Below are 19,902 nucleotides of genomic sequence, written 5' to 3'. Positions count from 1 at the left end.
GGTCACTGGCCGGAGTCGGGCCAGTCGATGGCGCCTTCGCTGCCGTCGGGGAGCACCTGCCAGAAACGGTCGGGGTCGTCGCCGGGCTGCCAGCCGCCCAGCGAGCAGCGCACTTCGCAGCCAAGCCGGGCGGCGGCGTCGCGGGCGCAGTCGCAGTCGCGCGGCCAGGGCGTACGGTCGCTGTCGAACCACAGGCTGGCGAAGCCGTCGGCGGCTTTCTCCACCAGCAGTACCGGCACGACCTGCCCGTCGAAGTGGCCCCGGGTCTGCCACTTGTTGCGCCCGGCCGCACGCAGCGGGGCAGCGTCCAGCGTTTCGCCCAGCCAGGCGTCGATGGCCTCGAGCGGCGCCTGGCGCAGGTAGACCTCGATGTCCGGATAGTTCAGCTGGCTCTCGTGCGAGTCGGGCATGGTGAACTCTTCCTTGGCGTATTCAGGGCTGGGCGGAGCCGTTGACGAAGAGCTTACCCAGAATCGCTTCGTAGATCCGGCTCAGGTCGTCCAGATCGGCGGCACGCACGCGCTCGTTGGTCTGGTGAATGGTGGCGTTGCGCGGCCCCAGCTCCACTACCTGGCTGCCCAGGGTGGCGATGAAGCGTCCGTCCGAGGTGCCGCCGCTGGTGGAGAGCTTGGGCCGCCGGCCGAGTACGGCCTCGACGCCGTGCAGGGCGGCATCCACCAGTTCGCCTTCGGCGGTCAGGAACGGCTCGCCGTTGAGGGTCCAGTCGAGCTGATACTCGAGGCCGTGGGCGTCGAGGATGGCCTGGGTGCGCTCGCGCAGCTGGTCGTGGGTCACTTCGGTGGAGAAACGGAAGTTGAACACCACCTCCACGTCGCCGGGAATCACGTTGGTGGCCCCGGTGCCGGCGCGGATGTTGGAGATCTGAAAGCTGGTAGCGGGGAAGAAGTCGTTGCCCGAGTCCCAGTGTTCGCGCACCAGGGCATCGAGCGCAGGCATGGCCTGGTGGATGGGATTGCGCGCCAGGTGCGGGTAGGCCACGTGGCCCTGGATGCCCCTGATGTGCAGCACGCCGCCCAGCGAGCCGCGGCGGCCGTTCTTGATCACGTCGCCGAGCACGTCGGTGGAGGAGGGCTCGCCGACGACGCAGTAGTCGAGCCGCTCGTGGCGCTCGCGCAGGTGCTCCACCACGGCCCGGGTGCCGTCCACCGCCGGACCCTCCTCGTCGGAGGTGATCAGAAAGGCGATGCGTCCATGGTGATCGGGGTGGGCGCTGACGAAGCGCTCCACCGCGGTGATCATGGCCGCCAGGCTGCCCTTCATGTCGGCGGAGCCGCGGCCCCGCAGCATGTCGTCGTCATCGATGCAGGGCTCGAAGGGCGGGTATTCCCAGTAGGTGTGCGGCCCGCTCGGTACCACGTCGGTATGGCCGGCGAAGGCCAGCACGGGGCCGTGGTGGCCGTGGGTCGCCCAGAAGTTTTCCACGTCGCCGAAGGGCAGGCGCTCGATGTGAAAGCCGAGCCGCTCCAGGCGCTCGATCATGAGCGCCTGGCAGCCCAGGTCGTCGGGCGTGACCGAGGGGCGGCGGATCAGCTCCATGGCGAGCTGCAGGGTCGGGGAGAGCCCCTGTGGCTCAGTTGTTGGCATGCAGGGCCTCGTTGAGCGCGATGGCGCTCTTGTTGGTCAGGCACTCGATGCGGCCGTTCTGCGAGTTGCGGCGCAGCAGCAGGTCGCTCTGGCCGGCCAGCTCGCGGGCCGCCACGGTCTTGACCTCCTGGCCCTGGTCGTCGAGCAGGGTGACCTTGGCCCCGGCGGTGATGTAGAGCCCGGCTTCCACGGTGCAGCGGTCGCCCAGAGGGATGCCGATACCGGCGTTGGCACCGATCAGACAGCCTTCGCCGACCTTGATCACGATGTTGCCGCCGCCGGAGAGGGTGCCCATGGTGGAGCAGCCGCCGCCCAGGTCGGAGCCCTTGCCCACCAGCACGCCGGCGGAGATGCGCCCCTCGATCATGCCGGGTCCTTCGGTGCCGGCATTGAAGTTGACGAAGCCCTCGTGCATCACGGTGGTGCCTTCGCCGAGATAGGCGCCCAGGCGTACCCGGGCGGTATCGGCGATGCGCACGCCGCTGGGCACCACGTAGTCGGTCATCTTGGGGAACTTGTCGACGCAGTCCACCGAGAGCGCGCGGCCTTCGAGGCGTGCCTTGAGGCGGCGGGCGGGCAGCTCGTCGATGTCGATCGGGCCTTCGCTGGTCCAGGCTACGTTACGCAGCAGGCCGAACATGCCGGTGAGATCGAGTCCGTGGGGCTTGACCAGACGGTGCGACAGCAGGTGCAGCTTGAGGTACACCTCGGGCACGCTCTGCGGCGGCACGTCGCTGTCGATGAAGGTGGCGACCAGCGGGCGTTGGCTGTCCGCCAGCGCCTCGGCCAGTTCGGCCTGGGCCACGTGGCCTGCGGCCTTGAGCGCCTCGGCGATGTCGCCGCAGTGCTCCGGCAGGAAGCTGACGGCACCGTTGGCGCTGGGGATGTCGAGCACCTTGCCGACGGCTGCTACCAGGCTGGCATCCGGTTTGAACAGCGGGGCCGGATAATAGATCTCCAGCCAGTCGCCCTGGGTGTTCTGGGTGCCGATTCCGAAGGCAAAACTCAACATGGGGTGTCCTCGTTTCTTGATGGTAAGTCTTTATGGTAAGGGGGTCAGCCTTTGAGGTCGTCGTAGTCGCCGTCGCGATAGCCGACGCGAATCTCGTCGCCGGTATCGAGCAGCGGTCGCTTGAGCAGGGTGGGGTTGGCCATGATCAAGGTGCGGGCCTTGTTGGCGTCGAGATCCTGCTTGTCCTCTTCGGGGAGATTGCGCCAGGTGGTGCTGCGCCGGTTGAGCGCCTCCATCACCGGCACGCGCGCGAGAATGTGTTCGAGCAGGGCGGCGGAGAGGCCGTCCTCGCGCAGGTCGTGGACCTGATACGGCAGGCCCTTCTCGTCCAGCGTCTTGCGTGCCTTGCGGCAGGTGTCGCAGTTCTTGATCACGAACAGGGTTGCCATCATGCCCTCCTTTCGATGAAACGGCGAATCCGGCCGGCGGCTTCGACGGTGGGCTCGAGTTCGGCCACCAGCGCTAGACGTATGCGTCCGGCACCGGGATTGGTGCCGTCGGCGCCCTGGCGCCCCATGCCGTCGCCGGTAGTGGGGTGACCCATGCCGTCGCCGGCAGCGGGGCGACCCATCCCGTCGCCGGTAGCGGGGCGACCCATCCCGTCGCCGGTAGCGGGGCGACCCATATAGGAACCGGGCAGCACGCTGACGTGCTCGGCGGCGAACAGCTCGCGGGTGAAGGCTTCGTCGTCGCCGCCCGGTACCGCCGGCCATAGGTAGAAACTGGCTTCGGGCGCGGGAAATTCAAGCACCGGGGCGAGAATTTCGGTCACCGCAGAGAACTTCGCGCGGTAGGCATCGCGGTTGGCACGTACGTGGGCCTCGTCGTTCCAGGCGGTGATCGAGGCGTGCTGCAGCGGCAGCGACATGGCGCAGCCGTGGTAGGTGCGGTAGCGCTTGAACGGGGCGATCAGCTCGGCGTCGCCGGCGACGAAGCCCGAGCGCAGCCCGGGCAGGTTGGAGCGCTTGGAGAGCGAATGGAACACCAGGCAGCGACGGTAGTCGTGGCGACCCATCGCCGCGCAGGCCTCCAGCAGCCCCGGCGGCGGTGCGTCTTCGTCCAGGTAGAGCTCGGAGTAGCACTCGTCGGAGGCGATGATGAAGTCGAACTCGTCGGCCAGGGCGATCAGCTTCTCGAACTCGGCCCGCGGCGTCACCGCGCCGGTGGGGTTGCCCGGCGAGCAGAGGAAGAGGATCTGCACCTCACGCCACACCTCGGCCGGCACGGCGTCGAAGTCGGGGCGAAAGCCGCTCTCGGCCCGGCAGTCCAGGTAGAGCGGCTGGCCGCCGGCGAGCAGGGTGGCGCCCTCGTAGATCTGATAGAAGGGATTGGGCACCGCCACCCGTGCCGGGCGGCTGCGGTCCAGCGCGGCCTGGACGAAGGCGAAGATCGCCTCGCGGGTGCCGTTGACCGGCAGCACCTGGTGCTCGGGGTCGAGCCCGTCGAGACGAAAGCGACGACGGGCCCAGTCGGCAATGGCGCCACGCAGCTCGGGGATACCGGCGGTGGCCGGATAGCGGGCGAAATCGAGCTGGTGCGCATGCAGCGTGGCCAGTGCCTCGGCGAAGGGCGCATGCTGCGGTTCGCCGATGGTCAGCGGGATGTGCGCGAGCTGCGCAGGCGGTGTCACACCGGCCTTGAGCGTGGCGAGCTTCTCGAAGGGATAGGGCTTGAGGGCGTCGAGATCAGGGTTCATCGGTGTCCAGGCGCCGGTAAGCGGCGTCGTTGTCGTGGCTGCGGGCAGACCGACGATTATAGGGAAGCCCCTGACTTGCCTCAAACCAATCGCGCCCGGCTTAAAGCAATCGCGCTCGGCGCGGACCAATAGCGCTCCTGGCGCTAAGCGCGGCGGGTCTCAGCCCGCCACGTCCAGCACTTCGATCAGCCTCGCGCGCAGGCGCTGCTGGCGCTCGGGGTCGGTCAGCGGTGCGCCCGACTTGTCGGTGATGAAGAAGACGTCCTCCACCCGCTCGCCCAGGGTGGCGATCTTGGCCGCCGAGAGCGAGATGTCCTGCTCCATGAAGATGCGCCCGACCCGGGCCAGCAGGCCGGGGCGGTCGGGAGCGGTCAGCTCCAGCAGGGTACGCTCGTTGGCCGGGTCCTGCTCGATCAGCACCTCGGTGGGCACCTTGAAGTGGCGAAGCTGGCGCGGCGTATGGCGGGTGACGATCTGCGGGTAGTCGTCGGGGTCGTCGAGTTCCTCGACCAGGTGCGCGCGGATCTCCTCGATGCGGGCCGGATCGCGAATGGCTCGCCCGAGATCGTCGAGCACGATGAAGGTGTTGAGCGTCCAGTCGTTGCTCGAGGTGGCGATGCGGGCGTCGTGGATCGACAGTCCGAGCTGCTCCATGGCGGCGGCGGTGGCGGCGAACAGGTCATCCACCGAACGGGTGTGGATGAACACCTTGGTGCCGCCGTCGGACATGTCGTCGGCGGGGGCGCTGATCAGGATCAGCGGCAGCTCGGAGCCGCCATGGGCGAGAATGCCCATGGTCTGCCACACGATCTCGCTGGGGGCGTACTGCAGGAAATACTCCTCGCCGAGCAGCTCCCAAAGACGCTCGACCTGCTCCAGGTCGGCGCCCACGGCCGCCAGCAGCGAGCGCGCCTCGTTGCGCGTCTCGGCGACCCACTCCTCGCGGTCGAGGGGATTGTCCAGACCGCGGCGCAGGGCGCGCTTGGTCTCGGCGTGGAGCTGGCGCAGCAGCGAGGCCCGCCAGCCGTTCCACAGCGTCGGGTTGGTGGCGTTGATGTCGGCCACCGTCAGCACGTAGAGGTAGTCCAGGCGGGTCTCGTCGCCGACGTGGGCGGCAAACTCGCGGATCACGTCGGGGTCGGTGATGTCGCGCTTCTGGGCCACCATCGACATCACCAGATGGTTCTCCACCAGCCAACTCACCAGCCGCGTGTCGCGGCTCGACAGGCCGTGACGCTCAGCGAAGCGCTCCACGTCGTGGGCGCCGAGAATCGAGTGGTCGCCGCCGCGGCCCTTGCCGATGTCGTGATAGAGCCCGGCGATCCACAGCAGCTCCAGCTTGGGCAGCTGGTGCACCAGTTCCGCCACCACCGGGAACTCCTCGCGGGCCTCGGGCTTGCGAAACTGGTGAATGAACTTGAGCAGGCGCAGGGTGTGGGCATCCACCGTATAGATGTGAAACAGGTCGTGCTGCATCAGCCCTACCGCTTGACCGAACTCCGGCAGGTACTTGCCGAGCACGCCGTAGCGATTCATGCGCCTGAGCTGACGCGCCACGTTGCCGCTCGAGCACAGCAGCGACATGAACAGGTGCTGGTGCTGGGCGTCGTCGCGGTAGAGGTCGTCGATGAGATGACGGTTGTCGCGAATCAAGCGGATGGTGTCGGCGCGTACGCCCTCGATCTCGGGATGCTCCGCCATCAGCAGGAACAGCTCCAGCAGCGCGTAGGGGTGCTCGCGGAAGACCGAGCGGTGACGCGCCTTGATATAGCTCCCTTCGATCACGAAGCGCTCGTTGAGGTCGGTGATCTCGAGCTTTTCGCCGCCGCGCAGGATGGCTTCGTCGAAGTGCTGCAGCAGCATGTCGTTGAGCCCCGCCAGCGCCGTCACGTGGCGGTAGTAGCGCTTCATGAACTGTTCGACGGCCAGGCGCTCGGGAGTATCGCGGAAGCCGAACAGCTCGGCGATGGTGCGCTGGTGGTCGAACAGCAGGCGATCCTCGGCGCGCCCGGTGAGCATGTGCAGGGCATAGCGCACCTGCCACAGGAAGGCCCGGCCCTGGCTCAGGATGTGCAGCTCGGCGTCGTTCATGAAGCCGTTCGCCACCAGGTCGCCGTAGCGCTGGCTGCCGAAGTGGCGCTTGGCCACCCAGCCGATCATCTGGATGTCGCGCAACCCGCCCGGTGAACTCTTGATGTTGGGCTCGAGGTGGTACTCGGAGTTGTTGAAGCGGTGATGGCGGCTGATCTGCTCCTGCCACTTGGCTTCGAAGAAGCGGTCGGCGGGCCAGATGCGCTCGGGCGCGATGCGCGCCTTCATCGCCTCGCGCAGCGACTCGGGGCCGGCCAGGGTGCGCGACTCCATCAGGTTGGTGATGATGGTGATGTCGGCACTGGCCTCACGTTCGCAGTCGGCCAGCGAGCGCACGCTGTGGCCGATCTCCAGGCCGATGTCCCACAGCAGGGTGATGAAGGCGGTCAGCGGCTCGCGATAGGGCGAGTCGTCGTCGTCCGCCAGCAACAGCATCAGGTCGATGTCGGAGCGTGGGTGGAGTTCGCCGCGTCCGTAACCGCCCACGGCGAGCAGCGCCACGCCGTCGTCGGGCCACTCCTGCAGCGACCACGCCACGCCGAGCAGCTGGTCGAGACACCAGGCCCGGCCGTGCACCAGGTCGCGAATGTCGGCGCCGGCACGGAAGCGCTCGTCCAGGCGCTGCTGAATGTCGCGCAGCGCCGCCTTGAACGGCGCTATCGGCGAGCGAGTGCCGGCGAGTTCGCTGCGGAAGGTGGCAGCATCGAACAGCGTCTCATCGGGAACGAAACGGTAGTGGTGCAGCAGCATGTTGGCTCGACTCAGTGGTCGAGGAAGGAGAAATCTTCCTCGTGGCGCGCCGTGAGCACCTCGACGCCGGTTTCGGTGACCAGCAGGGTGTGCTCCCACTGTGCGGACAGACTCTTGTCCCGGGTCACCGCGGTCCAGCCGTCGCGCAGCACCTTGGTCTGGTGCCCACCGACGTTGATCATCGGCTCGATGGTGAAGCACATGCCGGCGGCCAGGGTGGCGTCGGCCTCGGGCGCGTAGCCGTCATAATGCAGCACCTGGGGGTCTTCGTGGAAGGTGGCGCCTATGCCGTGGCCGCAGAAGTCGCGCACCACCGAGTAGCCGTTGGTCTCGGCATGGCTCTGGATGGCGCGAGCCAGCTCGGAGAGGCGCGCGCCCGGCCGCACCAGGGCGATGCTCTTGTACAGGCACTCCTGGGTCACCCGGCACAGCCGTTCGCCCTGGATGTTCTCGCCGACGATGAACATCACGCTGGAGTCGCCGTGGTAGCCGTCGGCGGTCTTCACGGTGACATCGACGTTCATGATGTCGCCTTTCTTCAGCTTCTTGTCCGGATCGGGAATGCCGTGGCAAACCACGTGGTTGAGCGAGGTGCAGATCGACTTGGGAAAGCCGTGATAGTTGAGCGGTGCCGGAGTGGAGCCCAGCTCGTTGACGATGTAGTCGTGGCACAGGCGATCCAGCTCGCCGGTGGACACCCCGGCCTGGACGTGGGGGGCGATCATCTCCAGCACGCTGGCGGCCTGGCGACCGGCCTCGCGCATCTTCTCGATCTCGTCGGGCGTCTTGATGGCTATGTTCATGGAGTCTCGTATCGGAGGAATGGCAGTGCCGGCAGCATGGGATAAGGCGGCGGGCGACTTCATCTCGTGGATGAACTATGGTATAAAGCCGCGCGCTTTCCTGCAATCGTCAGGGTCCAGGCCAAACGGCCGGCCGGCGAGGCAGCGACAGCGTCGGCGGCGAGTCGCCCAAGCGCCTGGCGCAGCACGACTCGAGCCGTTAACTCAACAGCCTTGAAAACACACACGTACCGGCACATGGTCCCGGGTGCTGCCGCGGTTCTTCCCGGCGGTCGGATCCATGGGGTGCGTGGAGGCCTAACCCGATTTTCAGGAGTCATCCATGGCACACGTCAACATGCGTGACCTGCTCAAGGCAGGCGCACACTTCGGTCACCAGACCCGTTACTGGAACCCGAAGATGGGCAAGTTCATCTTCGGCGCTCGTAACAAGATCCACATCATCAACCTCGAGCACACCCTGCCGGCCCTCAACGAGGTGATCGACGTGGTCGAGAAGATGGCCGCTTCCAACAACAAGATCCTGTTCGTCGGCACCAAGCGCAGCGCGAGCAAGATCATCAAGGAAGAAGCCAATCGCGTCGGCATGCCGTTCGTCAACCACCGCTGGCTCGGTGGCATGCTGACCAACTACAAGACCATCCGTCAGTCGATCAAGCGTCTGCGCGACCTCGAGACCATGCGCGAGGACGGCACCTTCGACAAGCTGACCAAGAAAGAAGTCCTGATGGCGACTCGCGAGCAGGACAAGCTCGAGCGCTCCATCGGCGGCATCAAGGAGATGGGCGGTCTGCCCGACGCGCTGTTCGTCATCGACGTGGACCACGAGCGCATCGCCATCAACGAGGCGAACAAGCTCGGCATCCCGGTCATCGGCGTGGTGGACACCAACTCCGATCCTGATGGCGTCGACTACGTGATTCCCGGCAACGATGACTCCATTCGCGCCATCCAGATCTACGTCAAGGCGATTGCCGACGCCTGTGCGCGTGCGAAAGAAGGTCGTCCCGACGAGTTCGTCGAGGTCACCGAGGGTGAAAGCGGCGACGCTACTGCCGCCGCCGAGTAACGGCGCGTTGCTCGAGCCGGCACTGCCGGCACTGCCGGCTCGGCAGGGCGGTCGCCCAGTGCGTCCGCCCGCTACCGTTCCGCCACGGCGGAGCGAGTGTTCACCGGGCCTTCGGGCCCGGCGCCCTTATTCCCAGGTCGAACCTGGATCAACCCGGGTTCCACTTACCAAGAGGTGAATTACCATGGCAGCGATCAGCGCTTCCCAGGTCAAGGAGCTGCGCGAGCGTACCGGGCTCGGCATGATGGAGTGCAAGAAAGCACTCACCGAAGCGGGTGGTGACATCGAACTCGCCATCGAGAACCTGCGCAAGAGCTCCGGCCTGAAGGCCGCCAAGAAGGCCGGCCGTACCGCCGCCGAAGGCACCGTGGTGACCCGTGTCGCCGCAGACGGCAGCTACGGCGTGGTGGTCGAGATCAACTCCGAGACCGACTTCGTCGCACGCGACGACAACTTCAAGGCCTTCGCCGACAAGGTCGCTGACGCCTTCTTCGCCGCCAAGAGCGAGGACGTGGCTGCCGTGATGGCCGGCGAGCTCGAGAGCGCTCGCGAGCAGTTGGTGCAGAAGATCGGCGAGAACATCGGTGTGCGTCGCTGCGCCGTCGTCGAGGCGCCGGCAGGCGCGCTGGTGGGCGAATACGTCCACGGCGGCCGCATCGGCGTGCTCACCGTGCTCAAGGGCGGTAACAGCGAAGTGGCCAAGGACGTTGCCATGCACGTGGCCGCGATCAACCCGGCCGTGGCGCTTCCCGAGGACATGCCTCAGGAGCAGCTCGACAAGGAGAAGGCGATCATCCTGGCTCAGCCCGACATGGCCGGCAAGCCCGAGCAGATCGCCGAGAAGATGGTCGAAGGCCGCCTGAAGAAGTACCTGGCCGAGAACAGCCTGACCGAGCAGCCCTTCGTCAAGGATCCGAACCAGTCCGTGGCCGAGTTCGTCAAGGCCGCCGGCGGTGAGGTGCTTGGCTTCACCCGCTTCGAAGTGGGCGAGGGCATCGAGAAGGAAGAGGTCGACTTCGCCAAGGAAGTCATGGAACAGGCTGGCCGTCGCTAAGGTCAGAGGTTCCAGCTCGAGAACGGCGTGCGCGAGAGCGCACGCCTTCTCGTATCCGGCTCCCGCGCCGGACGTAGTAGAGTAGCTTCATCCCCTTGACGCCAGGAGAGTTGCCATGCCCCCGACCGATCACGTCGACAGCCTCGCCAAGCCCCGTACCGACAAGTCGAAGTACAAGCGCATCCTGCTCAAGCTCTCCGGCGAAGCGCTGATGGGCGAGCACGATTTCGGCATCGATCCGCAGGTGCTCGACCGCATGGCGCTGGAGATCGGTCAACTGGTGGGTATCGGTGTACAGGTCGGTATCGTCATCGGCGGCGGCAATCTGTTCCGCGGCGCGGCGCTCAACGCAGCGGGCATGGATCGGGTCACCGGCGACCACATGGGTATGCTGGCCACGGTGATGAACGCCCTGGCCATGCGCGACGCGCTGGAGCGCTCCAACATCCGCTCGCGGGTGATGTCGGCCATTCCCATGAGCGGCGTGGTCGAGCACTACGACCGCCGCACGGCGATTCGCTACCTCACCTCCGGCGACGTGGTATTGTTCTCCGCCGGTACCGGCAATCCTTTCTTCACCACGGACTCGGCCGCCTGTCTGCGCGGCATCGAGATCGACGCCAATGTGGTGGTCAAGGCCACCAAGGTGGATGGGGTCTACGACAAGGATCCGGTCAAGCACGCCGATGCAGTCAAGTACGATCATCTGAGCTACGATGATGCGCTCGACCAGAAGCTCGGCATCATGGATTTGACCGCTATCTGCCTGGTGCGGGACCATGACATGCCGGTTCGCGTCTTCAACATGAACAAGCCGGGCGCCCTGCTGAATCTGGTGGTGGGCGGCAAGGAAGGCACGCTGATAGACAGAGGTTGACACCGTGATCAATGACATCCAGAAAGATGCAGAAAGTCGCATGAAGAAGAGCCTCGAGGCCCTTCATGCCAACTTCAACAAGATTCGTACCGGGCGTGCTCACTCCAGCATCCTCGACTCAGTCACCGTGGACTACTACGGCAGCCAGGTGCCGCTCAACCAGGTCGCTTCGGTGAACATCGAAGATGCCCGCACCCTCTCCGTGGTGCCCTGGGAGCAGAACATGGTGCCCAAGATCGAGAAGGCGATCATGACCTCCGACCTGGGCCTCAACCCGTCGAGCGCCGGCAACGTGATTCGTGTGCCGATGCCGATGCTCACCGAAGAGACCCGCAAGGGCTACATCAAACAGGCCCGCTCCGAGGCCGAGAACGCCCGCGTGGCGGTGCGCAACGTACGCCGCGATGCCAACAGCGATCTCAAGGCCCTGCTCAAGGAGAAAGAGATCTCCGAGGACGAGCAGCACCGTGCCGAAGACGTGATCCAGAAGCTGACCGACAAGTACATCGGCGAGATCGACAAGCAGCTCGAAGTGAAGGAACACGACCTGATGCAGGTCTGAGCAGCGCCGGGTGGCCCTGCCTGGCCACCCGGATCTCCCACCGCCATTGCGAGACATCATGACGTCAGCGCAGACCTCTGCATCGAAGATGCCACCGAAGCCCCCCGGCGACGGCCTGCCGCGCCATGTGGCGGTCATCATGGACGGCAACAACCGCTGGGCGCGTGCGCGAGGGCTCTCCGGTATCCGTGGCCATCATGCCGGCGTCGAGGCCGTGCGGGCGGTGATCCGGCGCGCCGCCGAGCGCGGCATCGAGACCCTGACGCTGTTCGCCTTCTCCAGCGAGAACTGGCGTCGCCCCGAGGCTGAAGTGAGCGCTCTTATGGAGCTGTTTCTCCTCGCGCTCAAGCGTGAAGTGAAGAAGCTCCACAAGAACGGCATCCGGCTCTCGGTGATTGGCGACCGCTCCGCCTTCTCCAGCTCGATCCAGAAGCACATCGACAGGGCCGAGGCGCTGACCCGCGACAACCAGCGCATGCATCTGGTGATCGCGGCCAACTATGGCGGTCGCTGGGACATTGCCATGGCGGCGCGCCGTCTGGCCGAGCGTGCTGCGGCCGGGGAGCTGGATCCGGCTGCGGTCGATGAGTACGCCGTGCAGGGCGAGCTTTGCCTGGCCGATGAGGCGCCGGTGGATCTGTGCATCCGCACCAGCGGCGAACAGCGCATCTCCAACTTTCTGCTGTGGCAGATGGCCTATGCCGAGCTCTATTTCACGCCGCTGCTGTGGCCCGATTTCGATGGCGATGCCTTCGACCTGGCAGTGGACGACTTCCGTCGACGGCAGCGCCGCTTCGGTATGACCGACGAACAGATCGAGGCTGAAGGTGCTTAGACAGCGAGTCATTACGGCGGCATGGTTGGCGCCGCTGATGCTGGCCGGACTGTTCGGCCTTACGGGCGGTGCCTTTGCCCTCTTCACCGGCGGCATCGTGCTGCTGGCCGCCTGGGAATGGACCAATCTGGCCGGGGTGAGCGAGACGACCCGGCGGCTGGCCCTGGTGGCGGGCATGGCGCTGCTGATGCTCGTGCTGTGGGCAGCAGGCGCTGCGCTGTTGGTCGGGCTCCTGTGGCTGGCCGTGGCTGGCTGGCTGGTCAATCTCTATTGGATCGTTCAGTACCCTGCGCGAAGTGAGCAGTGGCAGTCCATGGCCATGCGCCTGAGCATGGGGCTGTGGGTGCTGCTGCCGACCTGGGTCGGCTTCAACGTGCTGCGCGATACCGGCGGCATCTGGTTGCTCTACGTGCTGCTGCTGGTATGGGGGGCCGATATCGGCGCCTATTTCAGCGGTCGCGCCTGGGGCAGGCGCAAGCTGGCGCCGGCGGTCAGTCCGGGCAAGTCCTGGGAAGGCGTGGCCGGCGGGCTGGCGGTGACGCTGATGCTGGCGCTGGTATTTGCCACCTGGCAGGGGTTGGGTGCGGCGGCTGGCTTGGGGCTGGTCGTGGTCACGGCGATCGTGACGCTGGTCTCGGTGATGGGCGATCTTTTCGAGAGCATGCTCAAGCGCTTCCGCGGTATCAAGGACTCCAGCAACCTGCTGCCGGGCCACGGCGGCGTACTCGACCGCATCGACAGCCTGACCGCCGCGGTGCCGCTGTTCGCGCTGCTCTCGCTCGGGGTCCTGTAGCGTGGATCGCCGTGAGATGAGCGACTCTCGCCGGCAACAGGGCGTGACGGTGCTGGGCGCGACCGGTTCCATCGGCACCAGCACGCTGGACGTGATCGCACGCCACCCCGAACGTTACCGGGTGCATGCGCTGACTGCCCACCGCTCCCGCGAGGCGCTGCTGACCCAGTGTTTGCGCCATCGACCCAGCCTGGCCGTGCTCGACGAGGAGCACGATGCCGCCTGGCTGCGTGAGCGCCTCCTGCAGGCGGGTCTGGCCACCGAGGTGCGGGCCGGGCAGCAGGCGCTCATCGAGGTGGCAAGCGACACCGAGGTGGACGTGGTGATGGCGGCCATCGTCGGCGCCGCGGGGCTGCTGCCGACGCTTGCCGCGGTGCGCGCCGGCAAGCGGGTGCTGCTGGCCAACAAGGAAGCCCTGGTGATGTCCGGGGCGCTGTTCATGGACGCCGTGTCGCGCCATGGTGCCACGCTGCTGCCGATCGATTCCGAACATAATGCCATCTACCAGTGTCTACCACCCGAGCACCGTGGCGGTCTGGCTCGTCACGGCGTCACCCAGTTGCTGCTGACCGCCTCTGGCGGGCCGTTTCGCGGCTGGTCGCGGGAGCGCCTGGCGGCGGTGACGCCGGAGCAGGCCTGCGCCCACCCCAACTGGTCGATGGGGCGCAAGATCTCGGTGGACAGCGCCACTCTGATGAACAAGGGGCTGGAGCTGATCGAGGCGTGCTGGCTGTTCGATGCCCGGCCGGAGCAGGTGCAGGTGGTGGTGCATCCGCAGAGCGTAATCCACTCCATGGCCGCCTACAGCGACGGCTCGGTACTGGCGCAGTTGGGCAATCCGGATATGCGTACGCCGATCGCCTACGGCCTGGCCTGGCCGGAGCGTATCGAAGCCGGCGTCGAGGCGCTGGATCTGTTCCAGATCGCCCGGCTCGATTTCGAAGCGCCCGACGAGACGGCTTTCCCCTGTCTGCGGCTGGCGCGCGAGGCGATGCGGGAGGGCGGTACGGCACCGGCGATCCTCAACGGTGCCAACGAAGTGGCCGTCGACGCCTTCCTGGCGGGGCGCTTGAGCTTTCCGGGAATCGGTGAGCTGGTGGGCGAGGTTCTCACGGCACTGCCGGCAGAGAGCGGCGATGACCTGGAAACCGTGCTCGGCGCCGACGCCCGGGCGCGGCAGGCGGCGCACACTTGGCTGAAGCGGGGCTGAATCGGGGTTGAAGAGAGGCTGAGCCGCTTTTCGCCGACGTAGTAGTCATTTCAAGGAGGCTGTATTGGGCCTGATCCAGAACGTGCTGGCCGTCATCGTGGTGCTGGGGCTGTTGATCACCTTCCACGAGTTCGGCCATTACTGGGTGGCGCGCCGCTGTGGTGTCAGGGTGCTGCGCTTCTCGGTGGGCTTTGGCAAGGCGCTCTGGTCCCGTACCGACCGTCACGGGACCGAGTTCGTCGTGGCGGCGATTCCCCTTGGCGGCTACGTCAAGATGCTCGACGAGCGCGAGGCGCCGGTACCCGACGATCAGCTCCACGAAACGTTCAACCGCAAGACGGTATGGCAGCGTATCGCCATCGTCGCGGCCGGGCCGCTGGCCAACTTCCTGCTTGCCATCGTCGCCTACTGGGCGCTGTTCGTCGCCGGCACCACCACGGTGGCACCGGTGGTGGGCGAGGTGGCGCCCGATTCCCCGGCGGCCCGCAGCGGTCTGCAGAGCGGCCAGGAGATCGTCTCGGTGCAGGGCAACGGCGTGCGCTCCTGGGACGAGATCAACCTGCGCCTGATCGCCCACATCGGTGCCAGCGGTGAGCTGACCATCGATGCACGTGACGACGCTGGCTCGAGCGCGCAGGAGTACCGCCTGCCAGTGGAGAACTACCTGGTGCGCCAGGATCCGCCCCAGCCGCTGGCCACGCTGGGCATCACGCCCTGGCAGCCGCGTATTCCCGCGGTGCTGGGCCAGGTGCTGGATGGTCAGGCCGCCGCCGAGGCGGGGCTGCAGCCGGGCGACGAACTCTTGTCCGTCAATGGGGCGCCCATCGCGGAGTGGATGGATTTCGTCAGCGTGGTGCGGGCCAACCCCGGCGAAGCGCTGGAGCTCGAGGTGCAGCGCGACGGCGAGCCTGTGACGTTGACGCTCATTCCGGGCAGCCGCGAACTCGAGACGGGCGGTACCATCGGCTACGTGGGCGCCGGGGTGGAGCCGGTGGAGTGGCCCGAGGAGTTCCGGCGCGAGATCCGCTACGGCCCCGTGGCTGCGCTGGGGCAGGCAGTGAACCGCACCGGTGAGATGACGGTGCTGACGCTGGATGCGATCCGCAAGATGCTGGTGGGGCTGATCTCGCCGACCAATCTTTCCGGACCCATCACCATCGCCCAGATGGCGGGGGATACGGCCCGTACTGGGCTGGAGACCTTCGTCAGCTTCCTGGCCTATCTCTCCATCAGCCTGGCGGTGCTCAATCTGCTGCCGATACCGGTGCTCGATGGTGGCCACCTGCTTTATTATTTCGTCGAAGCCGTCCGCGGCCGGCCGGTATCGGAGCGGGCTCAGGCGCTGGGATTGCGAATCGGATTGGCAATGGTCGGAACTTTGATGCTGATGGCGCTCTATTTCGATCTGATGCGTCTCTGGTAGCGTGCGCCTCCAACGGGAGGCACAGGGAGGTGGAGCTGCGCTCCGCCTTGTCAGTCACCCGCACATATGTATATGGTGCCTGTCTGTACAGGCAGGCGGATCAACGCGAGCGAAGCGACTGCATGAATATCAAGACCCTTGGACTGGCGGCTCTGCTGCTGGCCGGTTCCGGTACGGTGCTGGCCGAATCCTTCGAAGTAACCGACATTCGCGTGGAGGGGCTGCAGCGGGTATCCGCCGCCTCCGTCTTCAACGCCTTCCCCATCAGCGCACGAGACCGAGTGGATGATCGCGAGCTGGCCGAGGCGGCGCGCAGCCTGTTCGCCACCGGTCTGTTCGACGACATTCAGCTTGCTCGCGACGGTGACGTGCTGGTCATCCAGGTCGTCGAGCGACCGACCATCTCACGGCTGAACATCAGCGGCAACCGTCGGCTCTCCGAGGAGGACCTGCGCCGCGGTCTGCGCGAGGGCGGGCTGGCGGAAGGCCAGGTGCTTCAGCTCTCGACTCTCGAGGACATTCAGCGCGAGCTGGAGGGCGTCTACCAGGCCCAGGGGCGCTACAGCGCCCGGATCGAGACCAACGTGCGCGAGATCGACGAAGGCCGCGTCCAGGTCGATATCGAGATCAACGAAGGTGCCGTGGCCAAGATTCGCCAGATCAACATCGTCGGCAATCGTCAGTTCAGTGACGACGAGCTGCGTGACGTGTTCGAGCTCAACGACCGCCCCGGGCGCTTCTTCGGCTGGTTCTCCCGCGACGAGTACTCCCGCGAGGCGCTGGCCGGCGACCTGGAGCGTCTGCGCTCTTTCTACCTGGACCGCGGCTACGTCAATTTCGACATCACCTCGACCCAGGTCTCGATCAGCCCGGACAAGTCGCAGATCTTCGTCACCGTCAACGTCGACGAGGGCAGCCAGTATCGCCTGGGCGACGTGCGCTTCGTCGGCGATCTGCAGATCGGCGAGCGTGAGGCGCGCAACCTGCTGCAGGTGGAGAGCGGAGAGATCTTCTCGCGCAGCAACGTCACCGCTTCCACCGAGGCGCTGCGCTCGCGCCTGGGTGCCGAAGGCTTCGCCTTCGCCCGGGTCGACGGCATACCCGAGCCGCGCGCCGACGGTTCCACCGTCGACCTGACCGTGCGTGTCGACCCGGGTCGTCGTGCTTACGTGCGGCGAATCAACTTCATCGGCAACACCACCACCCAGGACGAGGTGCTGCGTCGTGAGATGATCCAGATGGAAGGGGCGCCGGCCTCCACCGACTCGATCAGCCAGTCGCGCCGTCGCCTGGAGCGTCTGGGCTTCTTCCGTCAGGTCGAGGTGGAAACCCAGCCTGTGGCTGGCGAGCCGGACAAGCTCGACGTCACCTACACGGTGGAGGAGCAGCCCTCCGGCTCGATCTCGGCGAGCATCGGCTTCTCGCAGAGCGCCGGGGTGATCTACGGCGCCTCGCTGGCCCAGAACAACTTCCTGGGTACCGGTAACCGGGTCAACATCGGCGCCCAGCGCAGCGACACCTTCACCAGTGTCAACTTCGGTTTCACCGACCCGTACTGGACCCTGGACGGCATCTCGCGCGGCTACAACGTCTTCTATCGCGAGACCGATTTCGAAGACTCGGATATCTCGACCTACTCCACCGACGCCTACGGCGCGGGGATCAACTTCGGCTATCCGGTCAGTGAGCTGTCGCGCCTCAACTTCGGCGCCAGCATCGAAGACCTGACGGTCAAGACCTATCGCGACACGGCGTCGGAAATCGTGCGCTACGTCGAGGACCAGGGCGACAACGCCCAGAGCCTCAAGCTCACCGCCAGTTGGACGCGCAACAACCTCAACCGCGGCATCATGCCCACCTCGGGCAACTATCAGCGCCTGTCGCTGGAGACCGCCGCGCCGGGCAGTGACGCCGACTACTACAAGCTGCGCGCCCGCGCCCAGCAGCTCTTCGCTCTCAACGAGGAGGAGACCTGGGCGCTCAAGTTCGGCACCACCCTGGGCTACGCCGACAGCATCGGCAGCGATCCCTATCCGTTCTACGAGAACTTCTTCGCCGGCGGTCTTGGCTCGGTGCGCGGCTTCACCGCCAACACCCTGGGCGAGCGCACCACCCCGCGCGAGGCCGGGCGCGACCGCACCCTGGGCGGCAACGTACTGATCGAAGGCAGTGCCGAACTGCTCTTCCCGCTGCCGTTCGTCGAGGATCAGCGCTCGCTGCAGACCGGCTTCTTCCTCGATGCCGGCAACACCTTCCTGACCAGTTGCTATGACATCATGGAAGGCGACGGGCCGTCGAACTGCTCCTCCGGCGTCGATCTGAGCGAGCTGCGCTACAGCATCGGTGTGGGGCTCTCCTGGCTGACGCCCGTGGGCCCGCTGACATTCAGCATCGCCGAGCCGCTCAACGACAAGAGCGGCGACAATACCCAGTTCTTCCAATTCTCGCTGGGACAGACCTTCTGATCCGGCTCCTCAAGGAGTAATTTGAATGCGCAAGTTGACGCTCTTTTTGTGCATGGGTCTGTTCGCCGCGCTGTCTGCGCCGGCCTATTCGACCGAGGTGGCCGTTCTCGACTGGCGCGGGGCGCTGCTCTCTTCCAATGCCGCCCAGCGCTCGATGGAGCAACTGGAGAGCCGGCTTGCCGGCCAGCAGCAGGAAGCGCAGTCGCTGGGGCAGGAGCTGTCCCAGCTGCAGCGGCGCCTGCAGCAGGAGGGCGACAGCCTGCCCGATGATCAGCGTCGCTCGCTGATCCAGGAGTTCCAGCAGAAGGGCAGTCGCTTCGAACAGCTGCGTCAGCAGATCATGGAAGAGCAGATGCGCGCCGAGCAGAATTTCCTGCAGGAAGCCGAGCCCAAGCTGGAGCGGGCCGTGGAGCAGGTGATCTCGCGGCACAATGTGCAGGTGCTGGTGGAGCCCCAGGGCGTATTGCACTCCGAGCGGGACCTGCCCAACCTGACGGGTGAAGTGATCGAAATACTCAACTCGCTCAATTGATCCACTCGGCAGCGCGCTGCCGAAACGTTGTCGATACGGGTTTCCATGACGCACCCTGCTACTCCGCAATACACACTGACCGAGCTCGCCGAGCGGCTCGGTGCCCAACTGATCGGCGACGGCAGTCGCCGCATCAGGGGGTTGGCGACCCTCAAGGAAGCCGGCCCCGATCAGGTGGCTTTCGTCGCCAATCGCTCCTACATCAAGGACCTCGCCAACTGTCGAGCCGGGGCGGTGCTGCTCCACCCCGAGCATGGTGCCGCCTGCCCGGTGGCTCGCCTGGAGCTGGCGAATCCCTATCTCGGCTATGCCCACCTGTCCCAGCTGTTCGACCCGATCCTGGCCGCTCCCGTGGGCGGTATCCATCCCACGGCGGTAGTGGCGGAGGACGTGGTGCTCGGGGCGCGGGTCGAGATCGGCCCCAACGCCGTGGTCGAAGCCGGGGTGGAGCTCGGCGACGAGGTGGTGGTAGGGGCCGGCAGCTTCATCGGGGCGGGTTCATGCATCGGTGACCAGTCGCGGCTGCACGCCAACGTCACCGTCTGTCATGGCGTGATCATCGGCAAGCGTGCCCTTCTGCACAGCGGCTGCGTGATCGGTGGCGACGGCTTCGGCTTCGCCCACGACGGCGGGCGCTGGCACAAGATCGCTCAGCTGGGCGGGGTGGTGCTGGGCGACGACGTCGAGGTGGGCAGCTGCTCCAGCATCGACCGGGGCGCGTTGGACGACACCGTGATCGGCAACGACGTCAAGATCGACAGTCAGGTGCAGATCGCCCACAACGTGCGTATCGGCGACCACTCCGCCCTGGCCGGCTGCGTGGGCATCGCCGGCTCCACACGGGTCGGCAAGAACTGCATGCTGGGCGGTGGTGTGGGGCTCTCCGGGCACCTGACGATCTGCGACGGCGTGCAGGTCACCGGCATGAGTCTGGTGACCAACTCGATCCACGAGCCGGGGGTCTACTCGTCGGGTACCGGTGCCATGTCCAACGCCCAGTGGCGCAAGAATGCGGTACGTTTCAAGCAGCTCGACGACATGGCAAGGCGTCTGGCGCGTCTCGAGAAGCGCGATCAGCAGGGTTGAGGCAGGATCGGGCGGCGTTATAATTCCTCGCCTGCCGTT

18 protein-coding genes are annotated in these 19,902 nt (G+C 66.2%); 11 read left to right on the top strand and 7 right to left on the bottom strand.

What is annotated here, in order from left to right; genetic code table 11:
* Nucleotides 1-2 precede the first annotated feature (2 nt).
* The 7 genes from HOP58_RS09920 to map form a co-directional block, all read right to left on the bottom strand.
* Nucleotides 3-410: a hypothetical protein gene (locus tag HOP58_RS09920; RefSeq protein ID WP_234260203.1), complete on the bottom strand. Its 408-nt coding sequence runs from the start codon at nt 408-410 to the stop codon at nt 3-5.
* Between the two features lie 22 nt (nt 411-432).
* On the bottom strand, nt 433-1,605 hold the full coding sequence (dapE, locus tag HOP58_RS09915; protein WP_234260202.1) for a succinyl-diaminopimelate desuccinylase: 1,173 nt from the start codon (nt 1,603-1,605) through the stop codon (nt 433-435).
* Nucleotides 1,592-2,617 (bottom strand): 2,3,4,5-tetrahydropyridine-2,6-dicarboxylate N-succinyltransferase, encoded by a 1,026-nt coding sequence (gene dapD, locus HOP58_RS09910; RefSeq protein ID WP_234260201.1) that lies wholly within the window; start codon nt 2,615-2,617, stop codon nt 1,592-1,594. The genes dapE and dapD overlap by 14 nt, the downstream gene beginning before the upstream one ends.
* Nucleotides 2,618-2,661: 44 nt before the next feature.
* A complete protein-coding gene (locus HOP58_RS09905) occupies nt 2,662-3,006 on the bottom strand; it encodes a Spx/MgsR family RNA polymerase-binding regulatory protein (RefSeq protein WP_234252400.1) in 345 nt (114 codons plus the stop codon).
* Complete coding sequence (gene dapC, locus HOP58_RS09900; protein WP_234260200.1) at nt 3,006-4,313, bottom strand: succinyldiaminopimelate transaminase; 1,308 nt, start codon at nt 4,311-4,313, stop codon at nt 3,006-3,008. Before dapC ends, HOP58_RS09905 begins: the two co-directional genes overlap by 1 nt.
* A gap of 159 nt (nt 4,314-4,472) precedes the next feature.
* The gene (locus HOP58_RS09895; protein WP_234260199.1) at nt 4,473-7,154 is read right to left on the bottom strand and encodes a [protein-PII] uridylyltransferase; all 2,682 of its coding nucleotides are present in this window, start codon (nt 7,152-7,154) and stop codon (nt 4,473-4,475) included.
* An 11-nt stretch (nt 7,155-7,165) separates the two neighbouring features.
* Nucleotides 7,166-7,957, bottom strand: coding sequence for a type I methionyl aminopeptidase (map, locus tag HOP58_RS09890; protein WP_234260198.1), 792 nt, complete (start codon nt 7,955-7,957; stop codon nt 7,166-7,168).
* A gap of 322 nt (nt 7,958-8,279) precedes the next feature.
* Between map and rpsB the strand changes: the two genes are divergently transcribed.
* The 11 genes from rpsB to lpxD all read left to right on the top strand — a co-directional run bounded on the left by rpsB (nt 8,280) and on the right by lpxD (nt 19,863).
* Entirely contained in the window at nt 8,280-9,026 is a 747-nt protein-coding gene (gene rpsB, locus HOP58_RS09885; RefSeq protein ID WP_010630160.1) for a 30S ribosomal protein S2, read from the top strand.
* A 184-nt stretch (nt 9,027-9,210) separates the two neighbouring features.
* Complete coding sequence (gene tsf / locus HOP58_RS09880; RefSeq protein WP_010630159.1) at nt 9,211-10,080, top strand: translation elongation factor Ts; 870 nt, start codon at nt 9,211-9,213, stop codon at nt 10,078-10,080.
* A gap of 115 nt (nt 10,081-10,195) precedes the next feature.
* Entirely contained in the window at nt 10,196-10,957 is a 762-nt protein-coding gene (pyrH, locus tag HOP58_RS09875) for a UMP kinase (protein WP_010630158.1), read from the top strand.
* A 4-nt stretch (nt 10,958-10,961) separates the two neighbouring features.
* A complete protein-coding gene (gene frr, locus HOP58_RS09870) occupies nt 10,962-11,519 on the top strand; it encodes a ribosome recycling factor (RefSeq protein ID WP_010630157.1) in 558 nt (185 codons plus the stop codon).
* 58 nt (nt 11,520-11,577) lie between these two features.
* Entirely contained in the window at nt 11,578-12,354 is a 777-nt protein-coding gene (gene uppS / locus HOP58_RS09865) for a polyprenyl diphosphate synthase (protein ID WP_026038332.1), read from the top strand.
* A complete protein-coding gene (locus HOP58_RS09860) occupies nt 12,347-13,147 on the top strand; it encodes a phosphatidate cytidylyltransferase (protein WP_234260197.1) in 801 nt (266 codons plus the stop codon). Before uppS ends, HOP58_RS09860 begins: the two co-directional genes overlap by 8 nt.
* A gap of 16 nt (nt 13,148-13,163) precedes the next feature.
* On the top strand, nt 13,164-14,357 hold the full coding sequence (gene ispC, locus HOP58_RS09855; protein WP_234260196.1) for a 1-deoxy-D-xylulose-5-phosphate reductoisomerase: 1,194 nt from the start codon (nt 13,164-13,166) through the stop codon (nt 14,355-14,357).
* Nucleotides 14,358-14,421: 64 nt separating this feature from the next.
* Complete coding sequence (rseP, locus tag HOP58_RS09850; RefSeq protein WP_010630152.1) at nt 14,422-15,780, top strand: sigma E protease regulator RseP; 1,359 nt, start codon at nt 14,422-14,424, stop codon at nt 15,778-15,780.
* Nucleotides 15,781-15,923: 143 nt separating this feature from the next.
* Complete coding sequence (gene bamA / locus HOP58_RS09845; protein ID WP_026038330.1) at nt 15,924-18,245, top strand: outer membrane protein assembly factor BamA; 2,322 nt, start codon at nt 15,924-15,926, stop codon at nt 18,243-18,245.
* A 25-nt stretch (nt 18,246-18,270) separates the two neighbouring features.
* A complete protein-coding gene (locus HOP58_RS09840; protein WP_010630150.1) occupies nt 18,271-18,777 on the top strand; it encodes an OmpH family outer membrane protein in 507 nt (168 codons plus the stop codon).
* A 45-nt stretch (nt 18,778-18,822) separates the two neighbouring features.
* Entirely contained in the window at nt 18,823-19,863 is a 1,041-nt protein-coding gene (gene lpxD, locus HOP58_RS09835) for a UDP-3-O-(3-hydroxymyristoyl)glucosamine N-acyltransferase (RefSeq protein ID WP_234252412.1), read from the top strand.
* The last annotated feature ends 39 nt before the right edge of the window (nt 19,864-19,902 follow it).

Source organism: Halomonas sp. MCCC 1A11062, assembly GCF_021404355.1.
Lineage (GTDB): Bacteria > Pseudomonadota > Gammaproteobacteria > Pseudomonadales > Halomonadaceae > Halomonas > Halomonas aerodenitrificans.
This window is presented reverse-complemented; position numbering and strand designations above follow the sequence as displayed.